Here is a 26,323-nt window from a genome sequence, read left to right as displayed (position 1 = left end):
GTATTTTATGAAGAAGTATATATATCAATCGCTCCTCATAGCCACGCTGGTCGCCATTGCACCCGGATGTAAAAAATCACGCCTCGACCTGGTAGACCAGAGCGCCTATGCGTACGATACTTATTTCACTAACATCAGCGCGCTTAACCAGGCCACTGTAGCCAGTTACGCTACATTGCTGCATCCCGGATTATGGGCGCGGGAATATTATTTTATCTTCGACCTCCTCGGGCACGATGCCAAACGGGCCAGCTTTTTATTGGGTCCAGAACAGGAGCTGGGCGATTACAGCTTTGGCACCAGCAACGCCGATCTTAGTTCCCTATGGAATTCCCTATACCGGATGATTTTCAGAACCAACCTGGTACTGGACCGCGCCGCCGCCTGGAATCCTACCGCTACCGCCGATCGTGCAAAACTGAATCAATACCTCGCAGAAGTAAAATTCCTCCGGGCATATGCCTACTTTCACCTGGTAACATTATGGGGAGATGTACCACTGTATATCGACTATCAAACCACACTTAATAAAAACTATTTATCCCGCAGCCCTGCTGCTGACGTGTGGAAACAAATAGAAAAAGACCTGACAGAAGCCCAGGCCACAGCGGAACTGCCCACTGTATACCCAACTGCGGAATTGGGCAGAGCCACCAAAGGCGCCGTGACAGCCCTGCTCGGCAAAGTTTATTTGTACCAGAAAAAATGGGTACCTGCACAAACAGAATTGGAAAAACTGATGGGTGCGCCTTATACGTACAAACTCGATTCTTCCTTTGATAATGTTTTCAGTACCACCAATCAGAACACACCGGAAAGCATTTTCCAGATCATGAATCAACAGTGGACCGACTGGGGCATTGGTTCGCCCTACTATATGTTTGGTAACGGTGCAGAACAGGTAGGTAAACAAACGCATAGTGGGCGTGCTATGGAGTATGGATGGAACGACTGGAAGAATGTATACATCAGCAACGCCGCTGTGAAAGCATTTACATATCCCAATCCTGCAAATGGTCTGCAATATACAGATCCCCGCGCTAAATCTACTTTTTACGGCACTCCCGCTTCCGGTGGTGAAACCGTTTACTGTCAGCAATGCGCTGCCGGTGCAAAGCCGTATCCTTTTGATCCCGCCGATCCCCAGGGCGATTATCGCTGGAAGAAGTATGAGTATTATAATCTCATGGAAAAATATGGTGACCCTAAAAGCCCGATTAACGGGCAGGTAATCCGCCTGGCAGATGTAATGCTGATGCTGGCCGAAGCACAGATCCAGCAAGGCAATACAGGCAATGCTCCATTGGCGCTGATAGACAGTATACGTTCCCGCTCTCACGCATTTTTATACACCACATTAGGCGACAAAACAAATGCAATGAAAATACTGATGCGCGAACGGCAACTGGAATTATGCGGCGAACAATCCCGGTATTTCGACTTGTTGCGCTGGGGTATTATCAAACAAACTATCAATGCAGAAAAGGCAGCAGAACCTGGCACGGGCACCCAACCTTTCCAGGATAAACACCTGTTGTTCCCTATTCCCGATGTAGAAAAAAACTATAATCCTAATGTAGCCAAAGACATCAACAACGGCTGGAACTAATTATAAAACAGCATGGATTAACCACCGGCAGGAAGTACCCCGTAGCCCATTACCATATAATTCCACTATGAATATGAAAAAGATTTGCTACACGCTATTACTATCCATTTTTTTTCTGACCACCTCGCAGGAACTACGTGCGCAAACGTATACCTGGAACCAGGTCCGGATTGGCGGGTCCGGTGCATTGCCCTCTTTTGTGGCGCATCCTAAGGTACCTGATCTTTATTTCATCACCACCGATGTTGGCACTCCTTACCGATGGAATAAGAACCTGCAGAAGTGGGAGCATTTAATGCTCTTTAAAAAAATACCGGTCAACTACTGGAACTGGGAAGTTAACCAGCGTTGCGGCAGCATCGGCATAGATCCCAGTGACAGTACCGGCAATATTCTTTATGCTACCGTGGAAAACAGCGCCGGTTCAGCGCCTGGCAAAGGTGCAAGCTCGGTAGGTACTATCATGAAGAGCACCGACAGGGGCGATTCCTGGACAGACCTGCAGGTTCCCATTGTTGTGCACCCAAACAGCACGCAGGCTTACGGGGATCGTATACAGGTGGATCCCTCCAATAGTAATACCGTGTGGGTGGTTACCGACCAGAATGGCGCCTTGAAAACGGACAATGCCGGCGCCAGCTGGACCCAGGTAAGCGCCATCACTACGCCCGGCTCCTGTGCCTTTATTCTTTTCGACCAGAGTTCCGGTACCATTGCTGTGAACGGCCAGAATGTTACCAGGCGCATTTACATCGGCAGGTCTACAGGCGTATGGGTATCAGAAGATGGTGGCGCTTCTTTTACACTAATGAGCAACAGTCCACAGTATCCTATCCGGGCCGTGATTCACGTAGATGGAACCCTGTACGTATCTGCCGGAACCGATAATCAAAAAAAAGGTGTCTACAAGTACAAGAACGGCACCTGGCAGGACGTCTCTCCGGTAACTTTAGATCCAGATCCGGTTAATAGTGACAGATACTTCTCTAAAGTGGCGGTAAACCCCGCCAATTCAAATGATATTGTTGTAAGCACTCGTGGTAGCTGGCAAAAAGATCCCTATTACATTTCAAGGCAGGGCGGCGCCCCCGGCTCCTATACACAGGGAAAGATCACCCGCGATAATTCGGAAGCGCCACACTCGTCGAATGACGGATTATATTATAATTCACCAGGGCATAATGCTGCTGCATTTACCTGGGACCCTTTTTACCCGAACCGGATATGGATCAACGATATGCTGGACGTGCTTTCCACAGATAATATCTTTGACCCCATTTGCAACTGGAAGATCCGCGTAGTAGGCCTGGAAGAAATTGTGGTAACAGGCCCTATGGCAGCACCTCCGAGTGGCAAGAACCTGTTGCTCACTGCTACCGCAGATGTGGGAGGCGCCCATCACCGTTCCCTTACAGAACCGTTGAACCAGGGCGCTGTTTCCGGCACCGCACTGCACTACAGCATCTTCTCTGCGTTTAATATGCAGGGAGTAGCTTTCCAGTATACCGATCCTAATTTTGTGGTGCGGGTAGGTTGCGACGGCCCTGCGGCTAATAGGATCGAGGCATCGCGCGCGGGTTACTCCACCGATGGTGGTGATACATACACCCTTTTTCCAAAATCGCCCGGTTTGCGTGGGCGTGTAGCCGTATCCGCTGATCGCAGGAATATCCTCTGGCTCACCCAAATAGATGTTAATGACGCTCCCGGTAACGTTTACTGGTCGGAAGATCTGGGCGCCACCTGGACCAAATCCACCGGTGCCTCTTCCGGGATCTTGCCCTCGGGCCCGCAGTTCAATCTGTACCCCGGGCAAAACCATCTCGTAGCCGACAAGGTGAACGGCGATTATTTCTATATCTGGGACCGTGGTTCTTTTTATGTAAGCACTAATGGCGGGAAATCATTCCAGAAAACAACCGCCACTGGTCTTACTGCAAACGCCGGCAGCAATCCCAATGGCTCTTCTTATGCCACTACCTCCAACATTGAAGCAACGCCTGGGAAAACAGGGGATGTATGGATTGCATTTTACGATGACGCCTATCCTCAATATGCCTCCCTTTATCATACTTCAGACACTGGTAAAACATTCAGTAAGGTAGGTGGCGAAAATTTCAAACCCAAATGGATAGCTGCCGCCATGTCCGACACCACCGCCAACGCGCACCTGGCTTTATACGCTACCGCCCAGATCCTTCCCATCAATGGCATTACCTATGGCGCCTTCCGCTCAGATGATACCGGCCGTACCTGGACCACCATCTTAGACAGGGTACCAGGCGTGGTGCAGAATATTACGGCAGACAATAAAGGAAGAATGTTTCTTGCCATCAGCGGAAATGGCATTTTTTTCGGCTCCCCGGTAGCCGGCCCTGTTCAGTCGGTGGAAATAGTTAATCCCGCATCAGACACTATTGTAAGAGGATTCTCCGTGAAACTGAACGTAAAGCTCACACCCACGTATCCCACCAATCCCGCTGTTACCTGGAACTCCTCTGATACTACAATCGCTAAAGTAGATCAGATCGGGAAGGTAAGCGGCATTAATGCAGGTATCGCCATTATTACCGTTACATCAGTCGATGGAGGAAAAACGAATACAAGACAGATCGTCGTCGTTCCGCCCACTATATCCACCAGTATCGTGATAGACAGTGTCGTGTATGGCACTATGAATACGCCCAGGCAGATTGCCGCTGCTCTTGCGCCTTCAAATACCACCAATAAAACGCTGAACTGGTCCGTGGCGGATAGCACCATTGCAAAAGTGGATGCCAATGGTGTGGTGACCGGTTTAAAAATGGGCACTACCTCCCTCACCATCTCCCCGGCAGACGGGGGGCCCGCTAAAACCGTGCAACTGATCGTGAACACCATTGTAACAGCCATCAATGCAGGTACAACAGCAACAACGGGAAGCCCGGCAACGCCACTTCAGAATACAGCGGTCGGCCAATATATACCCGAAGGGCCTGCAGGAACCGATAAACTATGGCATGCAGGGTATACCTGGAGCGTTCGTAACACAGCAACGATGGACCTGAGCCAGGTAACAACGCCTGCTCCTCCCCAGGTATATGAGTACATGCGCATCTCCAAAAATACTTCGGCCCAGCTACGCTATTATTTCCGCAACCTGATTCCCAATGCCAACTATTCGCTGCGCCTGCATTTTGTTGAGCCCAGCAATACCGACAAAGCTAATCGGGTGTTTAACRTGAAGACCAGTGGCGACAGCCTCATCAACTTCAACATTTACCAGGCTGCCGGTAATAAATTGAATACCGTGATTACACGCACCCTTCAGGCAAAAGCTGACAACGCTGGTGTAATAACCGTGATGTTCATTCCTAAAACGGGTACCAACGATCCTTACAGCGCTTCTATATCCGCCCTTGAGGCATCTATCATCCCCCTCCAGGGGATCAGCATTAATTCAGACAGCAGTAATCTTTATGTAAGTTATAAAGACACCCTGAAACTGACCACTACACCGGCAAATGCCACTAACCGGAACCTGGTGTACAAATCTTCCAACGACGCGATAGCTACTGTAGACCTGAACGGTGTGGTAACAGGAAAAGGTGCCGGCATGGTTACTATCACCGCTACATCTGCGGAAAGTAGTTTTACGGCTGCCAAAACCTATACAGTTATCTATATACCTGTTGCATCCTTAATGCTGGACAGCACTTCAGCCAATGTATTTGTAGGATCAACTTTACAACTCAATACCATCATCACTCCCCCAAAAGCAAGCAATAAAGGGGTAATATGGACATCTTCAGATACCACCGTGGCCAAAATAACCAACAATGGCACTATCAGCGGTATCAAACAAGGCGATGTAATAATAACCGCTACCTCGGCAGACAACCCGGCTATTACAGCACAGGCCAATATTCATGTAGCCAATGTACTGGCCACCGGTCTGAGTTTGCAACCGTCCACCGCCACTATCGGGGAAAGGGATACGCTGCGGGTAAAAGTTACTTTCCTGCCATCTAATACCTCCATTAAAAAAGTAACCTGGAGCAGTTCTAATACAACCTTTGCTACGGTTGACAGTACAGGCCTTGTCACTGCCATTAAACAGGGCGCTGTTACCATTAACGTCAATACACAGGATGGCTCAGGCGTTTCAGTTGCCTTGCCGGTAACCGTGGTGCCGTTTGATTCATGCGGAGGAATACCCAATTATGGTTTTGAAAGTGGCCTTATTAACTGGATCGCTTATAAAGAATCTGTTCCTACAGTGGGCGCTGTATATGCCGTTAGCGGGAAAGGCCATTCCGGCGATAAAGCCGTTACACTCGGTTCCACTACAGCAAACACCTCTTTGAACATAAAAGACTCCATACCAGTGAGAGGCGGCAGCGTCATTGTATTCAGCCAGTGGGTCAAAGTAGAAAAAGACGCTATGGGTTATCCGTGGTGGTCAGGATATGGTGTTGGGTTTGTAGATAACCAGGGCGCAGCTACCGGTACTGCTTACCAAAAACAAATAGACAATGTGACCGCATACCGGGATAACTGGGCTCAGATAAGAGACACCATCAATGTACCCGACAGTGCCACAGGGCTTACTTATTGGGTGGCTAAGGTAGGATTCGGCACGGTATGGGCGGATGATTATTGCATAGAAGTGCTAAAGACAAATAAATCCGCTGTTTACGGCATAAACGCCGGTACCACGAGTACGCCTCCTGGTCCTTATGCCAATACTACCTTTGCCCAATATGTTCCCGAAGGTCCTACCGGCACGGATAAACTATGGCATGCGGGGTATACCTGGATACAAAGAGTATCTTCACCCGTAGACGTGTCTTATGTAACCGATCCGGCTCCCCCCCAGGTATACGAGTATTTACGCGTATTCAAAGATAACATCACCCAGATGCGTTATTATCTGCGCGGGCTCACTCCCAATACCGTTTATGCTATCCGCCTGCACTTCGTTGAGGCACAGGATGCAGAAAAAAATAAAAGGATATTCAGCGTAAAAGCCACTAATGGTCTCGACAGTCTTACGGATTTCAACATATACCAGGCCGCAGGCAACAGGTTGAACACCGCTGTTACACGCACCATCAGGGCAACGGCAAACAGCGCAGGTATGATACTGGTATTCTTCTATCCTAAAAAAGGATTGTATGATCCTTACAGTGGTTCAATAGCTGCTATCGAGGTGCGGACATTAACGCCTGCAGACTCCCTGCAAAGTTTGAACGAAAATCAAAACGGGATCGCAGTAACCGGCAACAAATTAAACACCAGCAGTAACCAGGATTTTACAACAACAGTATATCCTAATCCTTCAAACAGCGTGTTTAATGTAAAAATGGCTTCTTCCTCAAAAGTACCGGCAGTGCTTATCATTGTTAATAGCGCAGGCAACGTTATTTATTCTACAAAAATAAATGCCGGTGCCAATTACCAGGTTGGTCAACATCTGCTACCAGGTGTTTACTATATCAATATCAGTCAGGGTACTCAAAGCAAGACGATGAAAGTTGTGAAATACTAAAAAATGAAAAGCTGTCTCATAAATAAATGAGGCAGCTTTTCATTTTTCGACTTCGGGGGAGCTCAGATTGACTATAATTCTCATATTGATAATAAACTACTTTTTATATGGTTGCAATTTTTCCAGTTAAAGATGAAAATGCCATCGTGTACGAATTCCTTTCTAAAGGGAATACTCTCACAAAATTTAAAGCCCTGGACGATTTAAGCGTGAGGTCATTACCTCAACGGATATATGATTTAAAACAGGATGGGAAAATTATTTATGATCGCTTTATTATTGTTCTAAACAAAGGGCCGCAACGTATTAGAGTAAAGGAATATAGTTTAATACCATTTATTTAATCACCAATTTAAAGCTACGCCACTCCTTTATATTGATTAGTTCAGATTTTAGAATCAGATATTGTTACCTAAGTGTTATCCAATTTTTCCCAAGTTTATGCTGTCGCCACAATAGGGATACTTACAAAAAACCCCGCTTTTACGGGATACCGTGGCAGCAAATTATCCAGTACCTTAAAGTACAGATGTTTCTCTGTCACCACAAATTGAAAAAGTTATGAAAAAGAAAATGCCTTCACAAAAACTCGTTTTGAGCAAAAAAATTATTGCACGACTGAGTACAGCACCCGTCAATAATATGGCTGGCCGCCTGATTTCTGATCCGTTGACAGAAAATCCCTGCGACCCTATACACAGCATGCTGATTTGCAGCCGGGGCTGCTAAGGAAAAGTAATCCACAGCGGCCCGAAAGTATTGGGCCTATTGCGCGCAGAGCAGTAAAAAACAAATGATCAAATTAGTAAAGCCTTTAGGATGGGTACGCGTACTATAGATCGGGTAAAGAACGATTTATGGAAGAAGGAATGGAAGCAGCCCTGGAGTGAAAACCAACAAGTAGAATATATGAGATAAAGCGGATGGGGATGTAGAAACAAAACTTATCACCTTATGTTGTAGCGAACCACCTAAAGGTATTGGTCAAACGAAACACGGTGCAGCATTTGGGGCCTGTGACGGTTAGCACAATTTAATAATTATATTGCTAACCGCAACGCTTACTTTTCTATCCTTATCTATCTTTTCACAACTTTACCACTAAAAACAAAAAAACCTTGTAGAATAAGCTTCTACAAGGTTTTAATTACGTCAGAGTATTTACTTTTACTCCTGATGGTGATCCCGGTTGGACAATTCTCGAACCAATTCCTCGAAAATTTAAAGCAATTGGCCGAACTACTACAATTAAAATAATATACCCTCCTCTATATTAAACTGCCTCTGTTCACTCTTCGCGGCGCCGGTGATGACTTTCGTATCTTAGTAAAAGCTAGTTAACCAATATAAAGCATGGGAAACAAATTGAGGTTATATAGAAGGAACTCAGCTAAACACTCAACTAAAAAAGAAAAACCTGCACTAGCGCAGGTTTTAGAAGTAGAGTGATCCCTAAATGATACAAAACTCGAACCTTTTTCTATTTGAACTGCGAAAATTAGCACAAATTGCGTGAATTTAAGAGCAGCTTGCACTGCTCTTAAATTAATGGCTGCAAGTAGCAGTTAATGGCGGTGTTTGGCTAAATGTTGCTATATTCAATTCAGCGATTTTCTATTGCGATGCTAAAGCTGCAAACCTAAAATATGCAACAACTGTTGATAGGATAAAAACTATAATCAACATTGGGAGCATTTTGTATTCCTTCTTTTTGGCGTGAACAAACATGCCTGCTAACATAATTGAGCAAAAGGCCGTTGCTGCCATAGGTGTCAAAATTGGTGCAATGCCTAAAAGCCACGGGACTATAATGCCGATACATCCTAATAATTCAAGAACCCCCAATATTCGGATTGGTATTATAGAGTTGTTCGGTTTCAAATGTCCGTCTGCGACATGTTTTTCTTTACTGCCTGAAATTTTTCCATAACCAGGCATAATAAAAAATGTAGAGAGAAGCCCCTGTATTATCCACAAAATAGTATTCATCTTTTCTTTATGAAGTTAAAAAAATAAGCTTTTGAAAGCCTTGATAGACGAGCATAGTAAAATACCTTGAAAAACTTCAAGGTTGCTCATCAAAAGGATTTTGCTTAAACAAAATCTCTTTATTTTTAACTTCTGACTAACCCTTTTTGGGTTGGTCTAACCAAAGATTAATATCTTCCATTCTATAAATCTATTTGTGGTAAAGTATGTAAAGATAGTAAAAGATTATGCCGCCAAGGGTATCGCAAAATAACAGGTTTAAATTATAGATGACCACTTTACCGCAAAAGGAATGCTCTTAAAACTGGAATTACAACTAGAAACAAATATGTACTTAAAATCGAAATGTCATAAATTAGTATTGACAAGTCAACCCAAATAAAACTAAGTAACCACGAAAAGCAATTTCGCACTTTAATAGACTAACAAATAGACCAAAAACAAAAAACCTGCGCTCAGCGCAGGTTTCCCGTTTCTCCAGTGATCCCCTTGGGACTACATCAATGCCTTATATATCGCGGCTTTTCAGGGTTTTAAAAGTTAGTGTAACCTTTTTTGTTACCACCCGGAATAGCTTCATTTGATCAGGTTTGAAAGAACTTTTTATCGTTATAAAAGTACGAAGATATTTGCTGAACTGGTGCAAAATAATGTAAAATAAATCCCCGTAGATCATTTAGATATACCAATGAATTTTGGGAAAATCCAATACCCTAAGGAAACTTGTGACCTTCAAAACACCAAGGCTAAAAAAGCTTTTAACTCATAAAAAGAAGCCGTAGGAAGACAGGGAACAAGGTTGCCTCTATTACGATCTCCTAAAAAAATTATTCCTGTATCGTCTATTTGGGGCTAATAAATTTAAACTTCGAATGCTTCCCGACAAATTCAATGTTCCTTCCCTCTAGAGAAACTGCTACTGCTGTTTCCCTGACCAGTTTGTCATTGTCATAAATCTTCATTATCCGTTTATCTGAGTCAAGCTCAATATTGAAACCAATCTTTGTTTCAACGGGCACATAGCCGTAAAATTCCGCATACCCCTGACTCAATCTATATGGAAACATGACAGATTGCATGGTATCTACAAATTCACTTTTATTTGTTGTCAAAACCGAAATTCCAATTATCCCATAAGCGTGATTTCCAGATACATCCAGAGAGATAATTTTCCCAGAGAACTTCACATGATTCAATACCCGGGAATTAGCCTTCGTATATTGGTCTGATAAGCAGCTCCAGAAACAAACGTTCATCAAAAGCATCATGGATAGTAAAATCCATACTTTACATTTTGTCATAAATATTAATCTAAAAGTTTTTTCGCATTCGTATAACCAGATTTTGTAAATGATGACAGAATTGGAAATGCTGCATTAGATACTCTATCAAAAAATCCTCTTTCTGATGTCGGCTTTACGTCATTCATCAAAATAGTACTAGACTGTTGTGCTCCGATACTACCAAGATTCACGGAAAGTCCCGCAGATACACTCACACCAATGGAAATACCTTTCCAACCAAGCTCTTTCAAATTTGCTGTGGATGAAAATCCGGATACAGAAACTCCCCCACCTGCAATGGCCTTTATATCAGCTGATAAAGAGGTACTATAGGTTGCGCCTGCAAAAGTTGATGGATCTGTGGAGGGATGCGTGTCGTATCCTACAAAAAGGCTAACTCCAGCACTTGCTCCAAAACCAGCCTGCGCACCTATCTGCTCTGTAGTATGTCCTCCCGCAAACACATAATTATAGCCACTATACTTATTATCTGTAAAATTGGCGACGCTGACCTCTCCACCCCATTGAACTCCCATGCCTACTGCAGCACCTGCATCTGCACTTAGCGTATAGCCATATACGAAGTTATTAGGATTCACTTGACTTACTCCCACATCAAGAGTCCGATCACTACCTAACGCAACTGGAACATTTATTACTTTATCTTCTCCGGCTGTTAATATTCTGATTTGTTTCTTATCGCTTCCCTGAAAGATAATATCCTCTGGCCCCATGCCATCAGAATCAATAAATCTTATCGGATTATCAAACGCATAATTATATGGTGAATGTCTGCGCATTTTCTCAGACAATGGATCCACAACATGCCACTTCCCTATCTGCGCGTCATACATTCTTGCCCCATAATCATACCACTCTAACCCACTACCATCACTGAACTCTTTGGACTGGAGCTCTTTCCCATTATACTTTATCCTATTCTCCGCATAATTCGCTCCCTTCAATGCATTCGAACTAATCCCTGCCATCGTCAACCCAAATGGATAATAATGTGTCTCTTCCAGCAACGGACCACTGTTATGTGATACTACCAGATTATCAAAGAACACGTCTTGCGCACTTTCATTACTTGTATAAATATAGATAAATCCGGTCTTTTTAATGACCATTTTATCGGTGGCAATGGTTTGTAAGGCATCGGGAGTTCCCTGTACCTGCTTTACACCGCTATTTTCATTGACAATATTAAACTGGTCATCAAACAGTGCGTAATTGAGATAGGATTTAGGCTTGTCGGGCAGATTCTGTGAAGGATCCTTCTGCTTTAAATTATCATAAGCCGTGTTATTAAACGTTACAGCCAGCGGGGAACCTGCGCCAGTCGCACTGTGAACACCATCCCTGATACCATCGCCACCAAAAGCCTGTAATAGGGCCGCTAGCATATTAGCAGTAGTGGCAGCGGAGGTGCTGGCACCAGTACTTTTATAAAATGCTTTGCTACCAACTTGCAGCGTATCACCTGCCATCACTCTCAGTACCAGGGATGGACCTATCTTCTGCCCATTGGCGGCATTCAATCTGGCCACATAATCATTGGGAGAAGTAGTTGCATCTGCTGGGTAGCCTACCGGTTTGACTGCTCGGGTGTTATCAATGTTACTGAATAGGGCATTTTCGGCAGGCGCTAGCGTATTTTCCATGGTAGCCGCGTAAACGCCGGTATCAGATTGCTCCGTTAATACCATCCGTACATTGCCCAGGTGATCCTTTATAAAATAATCGTATTTATAAGCCACCGGCTGCCCTGACTTTAAGATTGTCCGGATGCGTCCCTCCTCATGTGCTAAGAATTGTAAGGTATCGTTCTCGTAAACAAACCCACTGATATAGTCGGTTGTTGTTATTTTGGCAGGAGTAACCGCATTGTCTGTAACTATTTTGCGCTGTTTATTGCCTGAGGCATCATATTGATATTTGATCACTCCCTTACCTGTAATAGCAATGCTATCCGGAAGATTCAAAAAATTGTAACGAATAGCTGCTATATTTTTGTTGGCATCTTTGGTGAGATTACCGTTCGCATCATAGGCGTAGTCTATCGTTTCGTTGTTGTTGATTTCCTTGAAGTCGCCCAACGTGCTTTGAGGGTTATTACTTCTATCTGTTACAAAAGATAACTTATTGCTAACAGCGGAATAGCTATACTTCAGACTATCTATCGTTTGTGGTTGGGTACCGTTCATGCCTTTCTGATTCATGAAGAGGATATTTCCATTGGCATCGTAGGAAAGCCCACTCACAGAAAAGTTCATGGTCGTATTCGTCCAATTACTCCCATTTTGCTGATTAAAATCGCCAGAGGTGAGGCGATTTACATTATCGTAAGAATAGCCATATGCCCGTTGTATACCGTCACCACGACTCTTCCAGGTAGCTCCTGCTATATTTCCATTGAATTGGGTAGTTGAAAAACCATAATTATAGCTCAGTTCCTGTCCAAACCAGTTGGTGGTACTTCCTGGTGTGGAAGTAAAGTCTCTGTTGATCCCTTTCAGCCAGCCACGAATATTATAATCATAGTTTAATGTTTCCAGCTGCGTAGTGGTACCACTAACACCTAAACGTTTTTTCTTCAGTTGGCCCAGCTCATCATATTCATTTGTGGCAACCGTTCTTTCCAGAGCCACATCATCATTTAACCTCTTCTTAACACTGAGCAGACGTCCGCCGGCATCATAGGTCATCATAGTAAGCATAGTGGCTTGTGGAATGGTGCCACTACGCTGATTCTTATGTCTCAAATAGGAACTCAGCAGTTTACCATTAAAATCATACAAATTAGTAGTAACATCAAACCCGCCGCTAATATTGTCGGATATCGTCTGTATCTGACGGCCTTTGTCATTATAGTAGGAAGTCGTTGTAAGCCACTGATCTGTTCCGAGGACTCTTACTCGTGTACCGGTAACCAGGCCATTGACCATTGTACTGGCTGTTGCTGGCAGCGCTTCCGCATAAAGATTGCTCCCTGCCTGCGGCTTGGTAATATCACCTGCAACATAATTTCTCTTCCCCGTAAAGCTGTAATCACCATAAAAAGTATATACCAGTGGTGTTAACTTATTGACTGGAATATTAGGAAATGGATTAGAAGCGGCGATTATTGTGCTGCCGTTAATTGCTGAAGCATTAATTTCAAATGACACGTCTGCTCCGGCTCCTGTATTAAACCCATCAGTAAGCCAAATACTATTTGTTGCTTCATACAAAGAAGTGGTTCCATCATAAGATGCCAATATCAGGTCAGCAGTTCCCGGAAAAGTATAAGGTATGCTTTGTGTATTGCCCGTAGCAGCATTCATGACCGTTTGCAGTGCATCTCTGCTGGTGTTATCACTATACAGCGCATTCAGCGTAGGCCTGTTCAGGTTATCATAGAAAGTCACAAGCCAGTTATTGCCCTTCATATTACCATCCCGGGAAAAGGCCAATCTGTCGCGTACATCATATACCATTTCAGTGGAATCGGCACCAGGCACTTTTTTAACGATCATACGGCTACGCCCATCATACCTATAAATAAAACAAAGCTCCGCAGCGATGCCCGCAGTGATTGTCCAGTTGCTAATGATGGCTTCCACCGCCTTCGGAGGAACGACAAAACGGAGGTTACCCAGGTCATCGAAAACGTAATAGGTACACAGCCAGCCCATGTGTGCTGTTCCTGGTGTGGCGGATAACTGTACTTTCTTTAAAACTACTTTGCCCTCCTTGTCCTTGTATTCTACCACCTGATTACCAGCTTCATCAATACTAAGATTTTTATAAAGTTGGCCTGCGCCATAAATTTTGCCGGCTGCGCTGCCAGGGATAACCGCCCCACCGGAAAAATCCCATATCCGCACTGAGTCCGCTGTAGCGTTGAGCTGATACCGGGTCTCCACTGGTCGGTTACCTCCCCGCTCTACGGTAGCCGGATCATTCTTTGCCCAGCTGTTGCCGGGAGCATAAGTTTTAAGAGTTCGGTTTAAAGGAGAAGCCTCATAATCGGCACTGCTGTAATACACCGCTTCTCCAGTTCCACCAGGCGCCAGCGTCGCATTCTGGTAAAATGCCTTCTGAGCATTAAAAGGATCAGTTTTAAATTTACCATCACTGGTATTACCGCTTTGTTGCACATAAGGCAGATACTTAAACTGTTCGCGTCCAAAAGCATCATACACAACAGTGCCTACCAAATCTTTTCCTGCGGGACTCATTCCTTTTGATACCGTTTGCAAAGGACGGCCCAGTCCATCAAAGTATTGTGTGGATTGCCATACTTCCGTTACCTGACGACTTGAAGATGCAACAAACGCCGTATCTGTGCTAGGCACCATCGGCTTCCAGGTGCGGATATAATTAATAGTGGTATTGCTATAAGCGCCTGGCAGGGCCACAGGTGTAGCCTGCGGACGAACTGTGACATCAGGCCTATTTTGTGACTGCACCCTTACCACGAAAGCCAGCAATATAACAAACAGATATAACCTATACATAATATTTCTTTCAACAGAGTTATTAATCATTACTGTGCCCGTCTTGTCCGGCGCGGCTAATTTTTCTTCTTCAATTCCTTTTTAGTATTTCCAATTACTTGCGTTGCGCTATGCTTTACGTAACCTTCACTCTCCGGGCGCCGATAGTTCCTTCCACCACTAGTCTGTTTCGTCATGGGCTATATTCGCAGAAGGAAACTCCCACTATTTTATTGTGTAACGGGTTGCACGTATTTGTAATCATTTTGTTTCAGGATATTGCCATCCTGATCACGCACCAGTTGTAAACGCATTAAATTGTCATACTGATAATAGGTTGTTTTGTTGTTAACATCTGTTTCGCTGGTAACACCAACTGGTGGAGAATACGTATAAGTTTTCATTTGAGCGCCGGTTGGATAAAGTCGCAATTCATCGATTACTCCCGTCCCTGTCAAACTAACAGCCGTTATTGCTACCAGCTTATGCTCATATAGTGTCCATCCTTTTCTGCTTCCCTTACTGCTGCCTGTTGTACCATTTACATTAAATGAGCCTGATTTTGACCAGTAAGTCACTGTATAGTCCGCGGTAGTTAAAGAGGCCTTAGCCACAACATTTCCGCTTGCCAGACTCAAACTTTTTTCTCCTGTTAAAGCGTCTGATGAATTGATGGTTCCACCAGTAATTGTCCAATTACCATTAGTCGTTGTTTCAAAACTTGTATATGCTATATTGGACCGATCGGCATTTGTTACTTCAGCAACAGGATACATACCTGTGTAATCCCATATATAGGCATGCAACACATCATTCGATTTATGCTGCTGAAGCAAATTTCCAATACCATCGTATGCATCAAAACTAATTGCAGGCTTGTATCTGCTATCTATACCAGAAGTTGCGGAACCGATTGTTGCACTGGTATAGTCGGTTATCGGTGTGGGTATTTCAAGTGAGTAGATCATATCAGGCAACGGTATACTCGTGTTGTACCTGGTAAAAAATCCATTGACTGTTTGGACATTTGTACCATCCAAATTAGAGATCTGTGTGTATGTCTCAACCGGGCTGAGGACATTAAGATCCTGTTGTCTTTTTACTCCAAGGGCAATAGGATCAGATGTCGATGCAGGGATATTAAAGTCATAAACATACCTAGAGTTTATGGTAACTGATCTTCTCTTTGCGTCAATTTTCTTAGTAACTGATGGTAATTGATAGCCCTCTTTATAAGCGTAAGTAGTAGTATCTGATAGTACTACCCCGTTATCCTCTATGGTAGTAGTGATGGTAGAGTCTAATGTTCGGTATTGCGAATACAACTTGTATGGTGTATACTTGAATATATCATAAGAGCCAAATAATCCTCCGGAAGCGCAGCTCATCTTGTAAGGAGCTGTTGAATGTAAATAGTATGCCGCAACATATGCCTCAGTAGTGTCTTTTGTTCTCACGGATGAATAGCGGTTTTCCTCTTTCTTCATTAAGGCATACCCGCCATTGCCGTCATTTTTATAATATTCAGTAGCCAGCATATTTCCCCTTGTCCATTCATAACTAAAAGAGGGTGCAAATGGATAAAGTCCGCTGGCATCAAAAGAAATACCGCCACGAATATCAGAATTGATAATCTGGGGCGACTGAAATTTCTCATCTCCATCTGTAGTATAATTGTATACAACATAGCCATTGTCTTTACCATTGTCGTCGGCCATCCGCTCTACAACCCTTGAATAACCTACCTGCGCACCATGGGTCATCCTTAAAGGGTAATTGGTGTTTGAACTAACTGTTAAAATCGTATACGGGTCAGAAACATAAGTGAAAAAACCATCAGATGTAGTAACGTCTTTTGCGGTGACATAAGTATTGCTAAATGGCGCGTATATCTGGTCGCAAACAGTTCCACTGGAAGCAGTTATCCCATTGATGGTTGTTACGTACTCAAACTTTTTGATGAGATTTACGTTTCCGGTAGGATCTGTGGTTACAATCTGTTTTACTCTTAAGCCACCTACAGGTTTTTCATTTTGTGCACTCACTGTTTCTTTTTGTTGCTCATTACGCCCTGGTACTGTCAGCGTATATGTACACGGTGGGCCAGTAGTTGAGAAAGACGTGATGGTATATGTACCATTAGGGAGATAAAATTTGGTACCGGTAACCGCATGTCCGCCAGATTGACTAATGACAGTCTGACTGGTAACATATGTAGTTCCGGCCCAGGTGACATTAAATCCATATGGCAAATTTGTCGTTGGGCTCATCGCGTCTGAAAAATTGCACCCGCTTATCTGGAACGCCACGCTATCTCCACCATGACAACTGTTTACAGTAAATGTACCCAACTGCTGCCCACCAACATTGGCAGTGAGCGAATACGTTTTTGTAGGGATTGCGATGACGTTACCACATCCGGTATAACCTTCCTGTCTCACGGAGTTCAATTCATAAGTAAAACTGGAACTACCGCCAGTCGGATATGTAATTTTGTTGAGCATACCCTGAACAGCATATTGCAGATTAGGGTCCCGGTTTCCAATAGCAGGTATATTTATGCCCTGAACATAGGATGTTGTTGCCTGTAATGTTTGCAGCAGCGAATTCTGTTGATTGTTATTATAATATCCCCAAAAGTCCTGCTGTGCTGAGAATTTAGAAGGCAAATAGCCAGATCCAATAGCATTTTGATAACTCATAGTATAGCTGCCCGACACCTGGTTTGTTACCGGATCTGTTTCATCAACCCCTACCAACATTAAACGCCTTGTCAATTCAGGCCTGTTTACATCTATCGCTCCAGAAGAAGGAGGCCCTTCTGTGCTGCAATCTATGGCCGCAAGGTCTTGCAAAGAGCCATTCACAAGATACTTGTACCTTAGTTGTACTTTTTTAACAATTTTCCCGGAATTATTTAGCACTTGTATTTCTGACAAATACTTGTCATTATAGATATCGCACCTGTTACCACCAGTGACAAACTTCACGATGCCGTTCCTTGAATTGATTTGCTTGATTCTCCAGCCGGTGATACGTTGTAATTCGTAATTTGTGGTGTTAGGAGATACCTCGCCGCCCCCGGGAGCACCCACATAATTGTTCTCACCAATAAAATTTACCACTTGGCTATTGTATAATTCATAGTCTATTGAAACAGTATCTTTAAGGGGAGAAACAATATGGGTCAAGTGCCAGCTATTGGAACTGACATTGTAGTTATTCATTGGTCCCAGGATGGCAGAACCTCCATTGTTCATTCCATTGCTGTTGTTAATGATCAGACTGGAAGAAACTACCGATTCCGCCTTTGAGAAGATGTAACTTACTCCATTAGTATTAGTAAATCGCCATGCAGCTCCCCCACCCTGGAAAGTTGGCAGCATCTCTATTTTCACATTGGAATAAGGAATCTGGCAGAACTGGAAATTGTCATTCATATAAAAAGCGCCACTAATACCAGGGCCTGCAAATTGAAACATATCAGGCTGACAGTCATAATTGCCATCCATAATGGAAGTAAGCAGACATCGATCAATCAATGCTGGTTTATTGTAACGCGTACCACTTGTAACCCAGGGTAAATCTGGTTTGCCCGATATACCCTGGGTTACCGCCCCCCCGGCATTTAATGCCCAACTGAGCCCAACCCACGATGCATTTTCAGATACCTTTACTCCTCCCGAATGGTACATCAAACTAATCGGTATCTCTATAATACCTTGTTTAATAGTATAAACAGGGATAGTTACAGCTGCCGTTCCTGTATACAGTGAAATAGGCTGATCTTTGAACTTAAATAAGCTCGCGACATTAGGAGACGGCCCTATTGCAGCTTGCAGATCCTTACTTTGAGCGTACAGTTGCACAGATGTAAAAATTAAAAACATCTGTGATAGACCTGCTATCAATGTTTTTAAATTACTGCTGATCAGTTTCCTCAATAAAAGTGAAAATGCACTACTTTGCGCATGACAGTCCTGGTGGTCAATAAACATATTCATAGATGGTAATAAAAAGGATTATTTCACTTTTCAAAGCATAAAAAAAATATCTCATAAGAATAAGATACCTGTTCACTGCCAAGCAATTAAAGCCTGAAGGTATAATTTAATGATTTATTCTACAAATCCAGTATTCGAATACTTGATTAGAATAGGCAACGCCGAATTTATTCTTTTCAGCCAGAATAATTGCCTGATTAAAGTTATATGAAGCGAAGCTGTCCCTGTCAAAGACGCACCAAACCTGATCATATTTTTTCTGAGTAGAGTGCTCAATAGCTCTATTAACCAAGGAAAGAGTGTTGTATCCTTCTCCAATGGGCTTTATTGTGGCTGTTGTTAGACGAAACTGTCTAAAATAGGACAGCTCAGTATTTTCTCTTTCACAAACGATTAGAATTGTTGAAATCTTTATTACTCCTGTAGGTTCTGTCTACGCATATTTTGGTAGGGACGCAACAAACCGCACAAGCCCCAATATCTGGTGGCGGGCAAACAAAACAGATCCCTTCACAAAATAGAAATTGAAATCGAATATTGGTATTAGGAAAACACTCAGTATTGATTTAGGTACAAAATAAATTCATCCCACGTTGGCGTTTAGCGGACATCACCACCAGGATGATCAAGAGATCACAAAAGGCGCACGCACAAATGTGCACCTTTTGTGATCTCTTGAGACTAGGACAATGCCTTGTATATCGCGGCTTTCACGGCTTCAAAAGCCAGTGTTGCCTTTTTTGTTGCCACCCGGAATAACTCAATCTGATCAGGTTTGAGAGAACATAGCATCTACAATACAGTCTTACCATACTTTATACAACCCTTTGACCTGGCTTTAACGCGCAGTTAATGCCTCAAGTACAGGTTCACTTCCTCTACTTTCAGTCCGGTATACTGACAAAACTCAGAAACACTCATGAACTCTTGTTGTCCTTCCTTAACCAGAATGAAATTGATAATTCTTGACTGACTTTCATGTTCTTTGTGGTTTTAGGTTAACGCCTTTGGTGTTGTTTGGTGTTAATTGTTTTGGTTTGAAGTCCAAAAACCCTGATCAGTGAAGCATTACAGAGAGAAAGGTTACACTGGTCACCTGGCGGGCATTTGCGAAGCAGTGAAGTTCTCCTACAAAAGAGGGAACAAGGATATTGAGGTCATTAGGCCAAAGTACGGATGGATCACCTCTCATACCTGCCGCCGCTCCTTTTGTACAAATGAGTTTCTGGCAGGCACTCCTGTTGAACTTATCATGAAAATTAGCGGACATAAGAGTTTACAAGATTTCTACAAGTATATTCGTATTAGTCCGGAAGAAGCTGGTAAGAAGATTAAAGAGCTGTGGCAGCAACGAGCAAATAAAGAGACAGAATCCATTAGTTAAGGATTATATTTGGAGACAGAAGGAAAACATGATATCTATATCTTAAAAAGATGACGCCTTCCTCTGAATCAAATCATTACATAATACTGCTTAATCTACAGACCAAAACAAGATGGAAAAACTAACTCTCAAACAAGCATACTTAACTATGTATCTATTTTTAGAGGGCTTATATGAACGCACAAACTCGGATGATTTGGCAGGTTTATTGGGCGGATTTCGATTACTAAATGATGGTGAGCCTGCTGACCCTGCAGCTTGGAGTGACTGGATAGCTGCGGCTAATAAAGCACTATTGGAAAAAAACATCGAATAATATTGGACATCGCATATCTATGCTAGTACCGGTAACTTCATGCTAACCGGAATCTGTAGCAATTAAAAATGGCGCAAGAGAAATCAAGCACCATTGTTGTAACGACACAAAAAATAATTACTTTTTCGCCGTGAGGTCTGCTATTGATGAAATGATTTCATTCTTAATGTTTTCCCCAATCTCCTGGATCTTATCCTTTTCGGCGTTACTTAGAGCGGGAATGTACCTGCCGTCAATAATTTTGTTCCTGCCTCTCACCTTCCGATAAAAAGTGGGAACACTGAAATTGCATTCTTCACACACCCTGTCTCTGAAATGCTGGGCCACAGTAGTAAACTCAGTATGAAACATAAATAATACGTTCTCGTCTTTTAAATTTTTCATGGGTTAAGATTTAATGGTGATTGACAAGCCTCCCACTCTTTGTTCGTTCTTCAATATCTAAAGAATAAACTGTCTGGAAGAAAAACTTAAAATGATTAGCTGCAAATTCGGTCACCTCCGCGTCCATCATGCGGGTTTCTATGTTCAGGAGTATTTCAGTGTATTCATCAATTGTCTCATTCAACTCCTTTAGCTCCACACCTGAGGCAAATTCCTCAAGCCAGTCTAATGATTCAACCAATTCTGCAACCAGTTTACTATTAAGATCAGTAGCGCTATCTCTGATCAGTGCATCTTTTACAATAAATACAGCCTCTCCACATCTAATAAAATACTGAGTGAATACCATAAAATGATCGCGCTGCTCCGCAGTCCACTTATCAGCATCTTTACTGGCGATGACCCGACTTAGGGAATGCCAGCAGAGATTAGCAAAGCCGGTTTTAGTGCTGTATGGGGTAATGTTGCACAGGGTACTTAATAAACTTTCCATTACATTTCAATTTTAAAGAATGATTAAAAGGGCTACAGGTCTGATTATCCCAAACGATTCTCCTTACCGGTCAAAATGACCGGTTAACTAAACCTTATCATTAAAATCTGAGAGACTATCTAAGACCTGCGGAGAGTTAATTAAACAAAAAAAACGCAGGCCCAGTATTACCCGTCTTGGAGGCCCTGAGAAGCCTTAGGGAACGAGTAAGTGGGCCCACGCATAGCATGGACTTTTCACTTATCGTCCTCATTCCCTTTAGAATTTCTCAGGTTCCCAAGATGAGGATTAAGCGAAAGCCTTAATATCTTAAGGGTTCGCTAAAATAAACATTTACACAAAACCATTCTCACATTGCAAAGATAAACATCTTTCTTATAATTTGTGTTATAAACCAAATTTTTTATTGCGGTTTTCTGCGAGCTTGGAATACTTAATAAAGAAAATGGCTACAGATAGATATTCAGACGAACTTATCAAACTAGGGAAACGCCTACGACAGCTGAGGAAAGAAAAAAAATTAACGCAGCTGGATCTTGAAGTTAGATCAGGTATCGATCATGGCGATATAAGTAGAATTGAGAATGGACAAAAGAATATTGAATTTCATTCTATCGTAAAGCTGGCTGAAGCCTTGGAGGCAGATCTATATCAGCTATTTCCCAAAGCATAAGCTTTCTCATCCTAATATCATCGCTCTTAAACCATGTACTTTTTACCGAATGATTTTTCCCGCAAAAGCTGAAAAATGACTTGAAGCTGCGAAAATCATTCGGTAAAAAGTGCAAGCCCGCGGCAGCGGCCAATTTCATCTCTATTAACCATCCGTGTGCTTATCCTCTTCGCGGAATACCTGCCAAATTTCCTCCTTCAAAAAGAAAACACGGGATCTCACTTTATGGCGCTTTAACTTACCGATCCTTACCCAATCATGCACCGTTTGCCGGGTCACCTGAAATAATTCACATACTTCTGCAATCTTATAGATGGGCTTATAAAGCAATCCAGGAGTCTCATAACAAGTTTAGGGGAATCCGTTTTTTCTTTGACGGCCAATTCTTCTCGGATTATCAATCTAATTTGCCGCCAAAATTGATCTGGGTCGAAGGGGAATAACATCGGGGGCATAGCATTTTCATTACGCACACTTTCACTCATACACTTTGCTTTTAAAATTATTGGGGCTACTTATCTATTAGAAAATAATTAAAAGTTCAAAAAAAAACTCAACCCCATCAAATTTTAAATAGGTTAACCAGCTTTCCGACTTCGGAGGGAAAGCGCAAAAAAAGCAGGTTGTGATACAACCTGACATCAGATCACCGCGAAGCAGGTGAGCGGAAAGATCGGTTGTGATACAACCGAACATCTGGCGGTTCCAGCGAAGCGTGGAAATTGCATAGTTAGTTTTAAACTTGATTTAAATTATGCTAATTTTGAGGCAATTAAAAAAACGAAATCTCTTGTGATACCGACTTACACGGAAATCCAGATAATCTAATTCTATGTTTAAAATCCTTTATTTTTTTATTTAATATAAAAACCTGACAACCATTAGGTTATTTCGATAAATATTCGATTCCCCCCTTGCAGTCATGACATAAATGCCTAATATTGAGTATATTTATAAGAACAGCAGCAATCTCCATTCTGAAATAATCTTTAATAATGATTAAATTAAAACATATAAAATTTACAAACTATAAATGCTTTGAAAAAGAACATATTCTTGAAATCAGACCAATAACAATTGTCATTGGCAAGAATAGTTCAGGAAAAAGCGCCTTGTCAAGACTTCCATTATTATTATCAAATTCATTCAGTAAAGACGCCCTGCAGCCGTTGGCTATTCAAATTGCAGATATAGAATTTGGCGGAAGTTTCATTGATCTGGTTCATAATCGATTCGAACACGGGAGCATTACATTTGAATTGTGCTTCGTAGACGAAAAGGGAGAAGATCTTATTATTTCATTTGTAGTACAAAATTTTCATGATTCACCAATCCAAATAATCAAAACATGGGAATTCAAATCTGGTCAAACTCAAGTAAGAATGGAGCTAGATTTCAGTAGATATACCCCTCACTCTTTCAAAGATCTGAAATATGTATATAGTAATGGAGAGCAAGGAGTACCAGTGATCGTAAACTTCAAAGGAGTTTTGCCAACAAAAATAATCAACGAAGAAAATAATCAACTAATTAAAATAGTTGACGGTATTGATACATTAATTGAGTCTCTCCATGTTTGGGCATCAACAGTAAATTACCTTGGCCCTTTCAGAGCATTTCCTAATAGAGTATATAAACATTCAGGTACTACGCCTCCTAAAATTGGCACAAAAGGAGAGTTCTCACCACAAATCCTTGGAATGAGTGATTATCTAGGGACTCAGTTAGTAAATAACGTTAGTAACTGGTACCAGGAAAATTTGGGAGGTTGGAAACTTGATTTAAATAATGATATAAATTCTTTCGAAATAGTCTTAGTTAATCCCAATAGCCCAACAGTAAAAGTTAATATAGTTGATGTAGGCCAAGGTATGAGCCAAATTTTACCTTTAATCGTCAGATGTTTTTATGAGTTCGAGGTGGAACCTTCGATAGATATCATTGAACAACCAGAACTACACTTACACCCAGCGGCTCATTCACAACTTAGCCAATTATTGGTCGAGACTGCTATAAAACGGGATACAAACTTTATCATAGAAACTCATTCTGAAAACATAATACTTCGAATAAGACGCTTAATTGTTGAGGGAGTCCTTAACGAAAAAGATGTAATTATTTATTGGGTTAATGATGAAATAGTAGAAGGAGAGCTAATAAGTCGTATTGAGATAAATAAAGAAGGAGAATTATCAGATTGGCCAGAAGGCGTGTTTTCTGAAGATTATACTGAAATATTAGCAATTAGAAAAGCTTTAAGAAAATAAAAGAAAATGTTCTTTAGTATTGACGGCTCCCTATTAAATAATGAAGCATGGTATAAGAAACTGGATGAGATCCTAGCTTTAACTGAAGATGGCAAGCATGATCTATTCATTCCTAATGGCCAAGAAGACGATATAATGGAAAGTGGTTGGGTTAAATCTTTAGGAGAAAGACATATAGATATCGTTATTAGCTTAATTCAAAAATCCATCACAAGAACTGCGCACTTAGGAAATGTTACAATAAAAAGTAAAAATATAGTTACAATCGACTCATCCGAAGAAGGAGAAAGAATATATTATCAACTAGTTAAACCACTATTCATTGTTCTTGAGGATATTGGAAGTGATAAATTATTTCTTGAAAGCGTTTTGCCACTGTTTAAAAAACAGGCAAAAGGTATCTTGGCTGGGATTGAAAATGGCTGGATAGAATTTTGCCATGCTGGAGGTAAAACACAAATTCCCAAAATCTGTCTGAGCAAACTTCATAAAAAATTAACGCCACGATTCTTTGTCATAATAGATAGCGACAAGGAATTCCCAACCCAACCTTATTCAAAGGAGATCCAAGCAATAGAAACTTTTTGCAATCAGAACAACATACCATATCATATATTATATAAAAGAGAAATAGAAAACTATTTAACCGAAACATTATTAATAAAAAGAGTACCAAACGAAGCACAAAAAATCGTTAAGTCATTTCTTCAATTATCACCTGAACAGAAAGACTTCTACGATTTGGAGAAAGGAATTAAGGATAATGCTAAAGCCTTATACGATAATTTAGATCCAGCGGAACTAAGAATTCTAAAAAAAGGGTTTTCAGAAATAAAAACATTCGATTCGAAAAAAGAGATGTATCAATACTTCAGTGATCCTGATTTTACAAGGATAGATTTAGATCAAAAATGTGTGCACCAGCCTGATCCTGAAGAAGTAAAAAATTTAATATTAGAAATTAACAAATTTATATAAGTGGAAATAAGCAATAATTCAACAGTAAGTCCTCAAGTAAGATACTTAACAGAAATTATAGCGGATATTTCGAAGGGGATTATTCGTGTACCAAATTTCCAAAGACCTTATGTTTGGAGACAAAGCGATGTAGTGGGCCTATTTGACAGCATATATAAAGGTTATCCCATAGGAAGTTTGTTATTTTGGGAAACAGATAAAAAACTCGAAAGCTTTCCTAAAATAGGTAGTTTCGTCCTTCCTCTAACTTCTAAAAATGAAATAAATTATATTCTTGATGGACATCAAAGAATATCTAGTTTATTTGGCGTCTTATATCTTAACTCAGCGGATCAAAATTCTCTAGAAGAGACTTCTCTTTGGAACTTATTTTTTGATCTACAAAATGAAGAATTTCAATATGTAAACCAGAGTCATTATAACCCGTATCTTTTACCAATGAACAAAGTCATATCAACTATTTCTTTTTTGGACGAATGCAAAAGAATCCAAAATATAGATGATAAGGACTCAACGGAATTAATAAATAGAGCACAAAAATTGGCTCAGTCAATTTTAACATATAAAATAGCAATAATACAAATCAAAGGAGGAGATTTGAATAGTGCTGTTGAAATATTCTCTCGATTAAATACTAGGGGATTAAACGTAACAGCAGATCAAATGCTTTCTGCATTGACTTATAAAGAGGGGAAGGAAGGTTTTAAACTTTCCGACAGAATCGATGAAATACTTGAAAAAATTATTGAATACAGGTTTTCAGACCTAGAACGAATTTTTATTTTTAGAACAATAATAGCTGCTCTTCAAAAAGATATTTACAAGGCAAAATTGGAAGATTTAGCAAAAGAAAAGCGCATAAATTTACCTGAAATAGTAGCTAAAAGCGAAACGGCCATAGTCCATGCCGCGAACTTCTTATATAAATATAA

18 protein-coding genes are annotated in these 26,323 nt (G+C 41.6%); 9 read left to right on the top strand and 9 right to left on the bottom strand.

Annotated features, from left to right (window positions below):
• Positions 1 to 7: 7 nt before the first annotated feature.
• From AC1DP6_RS25270 to AC1DP6_RS25255, 4 genes are all read left to right on the top strand, one after another.
• On the top strand, positions 8 to 1,609 hold the full coding sequence (locus tag AC1DP6_RS25270; RefSeq protein WP_477057323.1) for a RagB/SusD family nutrient uptake outer membrane protein: 1,602 nt from the start codon (positions 8 to 10) through the stop codon (positions 1,607 to 1,609).
• A gap of 73 nt (positions 1,610 to 1,682) precedes the next feature.
• On the top strand, positions 1,683 to 7,139 hold the full coding sequence (locus AC1DP6_RS25265) for an Ig-like domain-containing protein (protein WP_477057322.1): 5,457 nt from the start codon (positions 1,683 to 1,685) through the stop codon (positions 7,137 to 7,139).
• A 107-nt stretch (positions 7,140 to 7,246) separates the two neighbouring features.
• A complete protein-coding gene (locus AC1DP6_RS25260) occupies positions 7,247 to 7,483 on the top strand; it encodes a helix-turn-helix domain-containing protein (RefSeq protein ID WP_477057321.1) in 237 nt (78 codons plus the stop codon).
• A gap of 217 nt (positions 7,484 to 7,700) precedes the next feature.
• Positions 7,701 to 7,868 (top strand): hypothetical protein, encoded by a 168-nt coding sequence (locus AC1DP6_RS25255; RefSeq protein ID WP_477057320.1) that lies wholly within the window; start codon positions 7,701 to 7,703, stop codon positions 7,866 to 7,868.
• Between the two features lie 885 nt (positions 7,869 to 8,753).
• Here AC1DP6_RS25255 and AC1DP6_RS25250 read toward each other — a convergent pair.
• The 6 genes from AC1DP6_RS25250 to AC1DP6_RS25225 all read right to left on the bottom strand — a co-directional run bounded on the left by AC1DP6_RS25250 (position 8,754) and on the right by AC1DP6_RS25225 (position 20,166).
• A complete protein-coding gene (locus AC1DP6_RS25250; RefSeq protein ID WP_477057319.1) occupies positions 8,754 to 9,128 on the bottom strand; it encodes a DoxX family protein in 375 nt (124 codons plus the stop codon).
• Positions 9,129 to 9,970: 842 nt separating this feature from the next.
• Positions 9,971 to 10,429, bottom strand: coding sequence for a hypothetical protein (locus AC1DP6_RS25245; RefSeq protein WP_477057318.1), 459 nt, complete (start codon positions 10,427 to 10,429; stop codon positions 9,971 to 9,973).
• 5 nt (positions 10,430 to 10,434) lie between these two features.
• Positions 10,435 to 14,913, bottom strand: coding sequence for a DUF6443 domain-containing protein (locus AC1DP6_RS25240; protein ID WP_477057317.1), 4,479 nt, complete (start codon positions 14,911 to 14,913; stop codon positions 10,435 to 10,437).
• Between the two features lie 209 nt (positions 14,914 to 15,122).
• Positions 15,123 to 18,896: an RHS repeat domain-containing protein gene (locus AC1DP6_RS25235; RefSeq protein WP_477057316.1), complete on the bottom strand. Its 3,774-nt coding sequence runs from the start codon at positions 18,894 to 18,896 to the stop codon at positions 15,123 to 15,125.
• A gap of 106 nt (positions 18,897 to 19,002) precedes the next feature.
• The gene (locus AC1DP6_RS25230) at positions 19,003 to 19,290 is read right to left on the bottom strand and encodes an RloB family protein (RefSeq protein WP_477057354.1); all 288 of its coding nucleotides are present in this window, start codon (positions 19,288 to 19,290) and stop codon (positions 19,003 to 19,005) included.
• 663 nt (positions 19,291 to 19,953) lie between these two features.
• Positions 19,954 to 20,166 carry a hypothetical protein gene (locus tag AC1DP6_RS25225; RefSeq protein WP_477057315.1) on the bottom strand — a complete coding sequence of 71 codons (213 nt, stop codon included), beginning with the start codon at positions 20,164 to 20,166 and terminating at the stop codon, positions 19,954 to 19,956.
• A 226-nt stretch (positions 20,167 to 20,392) separates the two neighbouring features.
• Between AC1DP6_RS25225 and AC1DP6_RS25220 the strand changes: the two genes are divergently transcribed.
• Positions 20,393 to 20,596, top strand: coding sequence for a hypothetical protein (locus AC1DP6_RS25220; protein ID WP_477057314.1), 204 nt, complete (start codon positions 20,393 to 20,395; stop codon positions 20,594 to 20,596).
• Between the two features lie 117 nt (positions 20,597 to 20,713).
• Here the strand turns inward: AC1DP6_RS25220 and AC1DP6_RS25215 are convergent, their stop codons facing one another.
• Together AC1DP6_RS25215 and AC1DP6_RS25210 are read right to left on the bottom strand one after the other, a co-directional pair.
• On the bottom strand, positions 20,714 to 20,980 hold the full coding sequence (locus AC1DP6_RS25215) for a hypothetical protein (protein ID WP_477057313.1): 267 nt from the start codon (positions 20,978 to 20,980) through the stop codon (positions 20,714 to 20,716).
• A 10-nt stretch (positions 20,981 to 20,990) separates the two neighbouring features.
• A complete protein-coding gene (locus tag AC1DP6_RS25210; RefSeq protein WP_477057312.1) occupies positions 20,991 to 21,473 on the bottom strand; it encodes a hypothetical protein in 483 nt (160 codons plus the stop codon).
• 445 nt (positions 21,474 to 21,918) lie between these two features.
• Between AC1DP6_RS25210 and AC1DP6_RS25205 the strand changes: the two genes are divergently transcribed.
• Positions 21,919 to 22,146 (top strand): helix-turn-helix domain-containing protein, encoded by a 228-nt coding sequence (locus tag AC1DP6_RS25205; protein ID WP_477057311.1) that lies wholly within the window; start codon positions 21,919 to 21,921, stop codon positions 22,144 to 22,146.
• Between the two features lie 144 nt (positions 22,147 to 22,290).
• On the opposite strand, the gene AC1DP6_RS25200 is transcribed toward AC1DP6_RS25205, so the two are convergent.
• Positions 22,291 to 22,410, bottom strand: a complete 120-nt coding sequence (locus AC1DP6_RS25200) for a hypothetical protein (protein WP_477057353.1) — start codon at positions 22,408 to 22,410, stop codon at positions 22,291 to 22,293.
• Between the two features lie 731 nt (positions 22,411 to 23,141).
• On the opposite strand from AC1DP6_RS25200, the gene AC1DP6_RS25195 reads away from it, so the two are divergent.
• From AC1DP6_RS25195 to AC1DP6_RS25185, 3 genes are all read left to right on the top strand, one after another.
• A complete protein-coding gene (locus tag AC1DP6_RS25195) occupies positions 23,142 to 24,413 on the top strand; it encodes an AAA family ATPase (protein WP_477057310.1) in 1,272 nt (423 codons plus the stop codon).
• Positions 24,414 to 24,419: 6 nt separating this feature from the next.
• Positions 24,420 to 25,391: a hypothetical protein gene (locus AC1DP6_RS25190; protein WP_477057309.1), complete on the top strand. Its 972-nt coding sequence runs from the start codon at positions 24,420 to 24,422 to the stop codon at positions 25,389 to 25,391.
• A partial coding sequence (locus tag AC1DP6_RS25185) for a DUF262 domain-containing protein (protein ID WP_477057308.1) occupies positions 25,392 to 26,323 on the top strand: 932 nt, incomplete at its 3' end.

This window comes from Chitinophaga sp. 01L420 (assembly GCF_056399985.1).
Note: the sequence above shows the minus strand (reverse complement) of the source record. Positions and strands in the feature narration are given on the sequence as shown.

Bases quoted from the DNA above. Each gene is read 5' to 3' on its own strand.
- AC1DP6_RS25220 (WP_477057314.1), top strand. From the start codon at position 20,393: ATGGAAAAACTAACTCTCAAACAAGCATACTTAACTATGTATCTATTT.
- AC1DP6_RS25260 (WP_477057321.1), top strand. From the start codon at position 7,247: ATGGTTGCAATTTTTCCAGTTAAAGATGAAAATGCCATCGTGTACGAA.
- AC1DP6_RS25215 (WP_477057313.1), bottom strand. From the start codon at position 20,980: ATGAAAAATTTAAAAGACGAGAACGTATTATTTATGTTTCATACTGAG.
- AC1DP6_RS25245 (WP_477057318.1), bottom strand. From the start codon at position 10,429: ATGACAAAATGTAAAGTATGGATTTTACTATCCATGATGCTTTTGATG.
- AC1DP6_RS25235 (WP_477057316.1), bottom strand. From the start codon at position 18,896: ATGAATATGTTTATTGACCACCAGGACTGTCATGCGCAAAGTAGTGCA.
- AC1DP6_RS25205 (WP_477057311.1), top strand. From the start codon at position 21,919: ATGGCTACAGATAGATATTCAGACGAACTTATCAAACTAGGGAAACGC.
- AC1DP6_RS25225 (WP_477057315.1), bottom strand. From the start codon at position 20,166: ATGTCCGCTAATTTTCATGATAAGTTCAACAGGAGTGCCTGCCAGAAA.
- AC1DP6_RS25195 (WP_477057310.1), top strand. From the start codon at position 23,142: ATGATTAAATTAAAACATATAAAATTTACAAACTATAAATGCTTTGAA.
- AC1DP6_RS25210 (WP_477057312.1), bottom strand. From the start codon at position 21,473: ATGGAAAGTTTATTAAGTACCCTGTGCAACATTACCCCATACAGCACT.
- AC1DP6_RS25240 (WP_477057317.1), bottom strand. From the start codon at position 14,913: ATGTATAGGTTATATCTGTTTGTTATATTGCTGGCTTTCGTGGTAAGG.
- AC1DP6_RS25190 (WP_477057309.1), top strand. From the start codon at position 24,420: ATGTTCTTTAGTATTGACGGCTCCCTATTAAATAATGAAGCATGGTAT.
- AC1DP6_RS25250 (WP_477057319.1), bottom strand. From the start codon at position 9,128: ATGAATACTATTTTGTGGATAATACAGGGGCTTCTCTCTACATTTTTT.
- AC1DP6_RS25255 (WP_477057320.1), top strand. From the start codon at position 7,701: ATGAAAAAGAAAATGCCTTCACAAAAACTCGTTTTGAGCAAAAAAATT.
- AC1DP6_RS25270 (WP_477057323.1), top strand. From the start codon at position 8: ATGAAGAAGTATATATATCAATCGCTCCTCATAGCCACGCTGGTCGCC.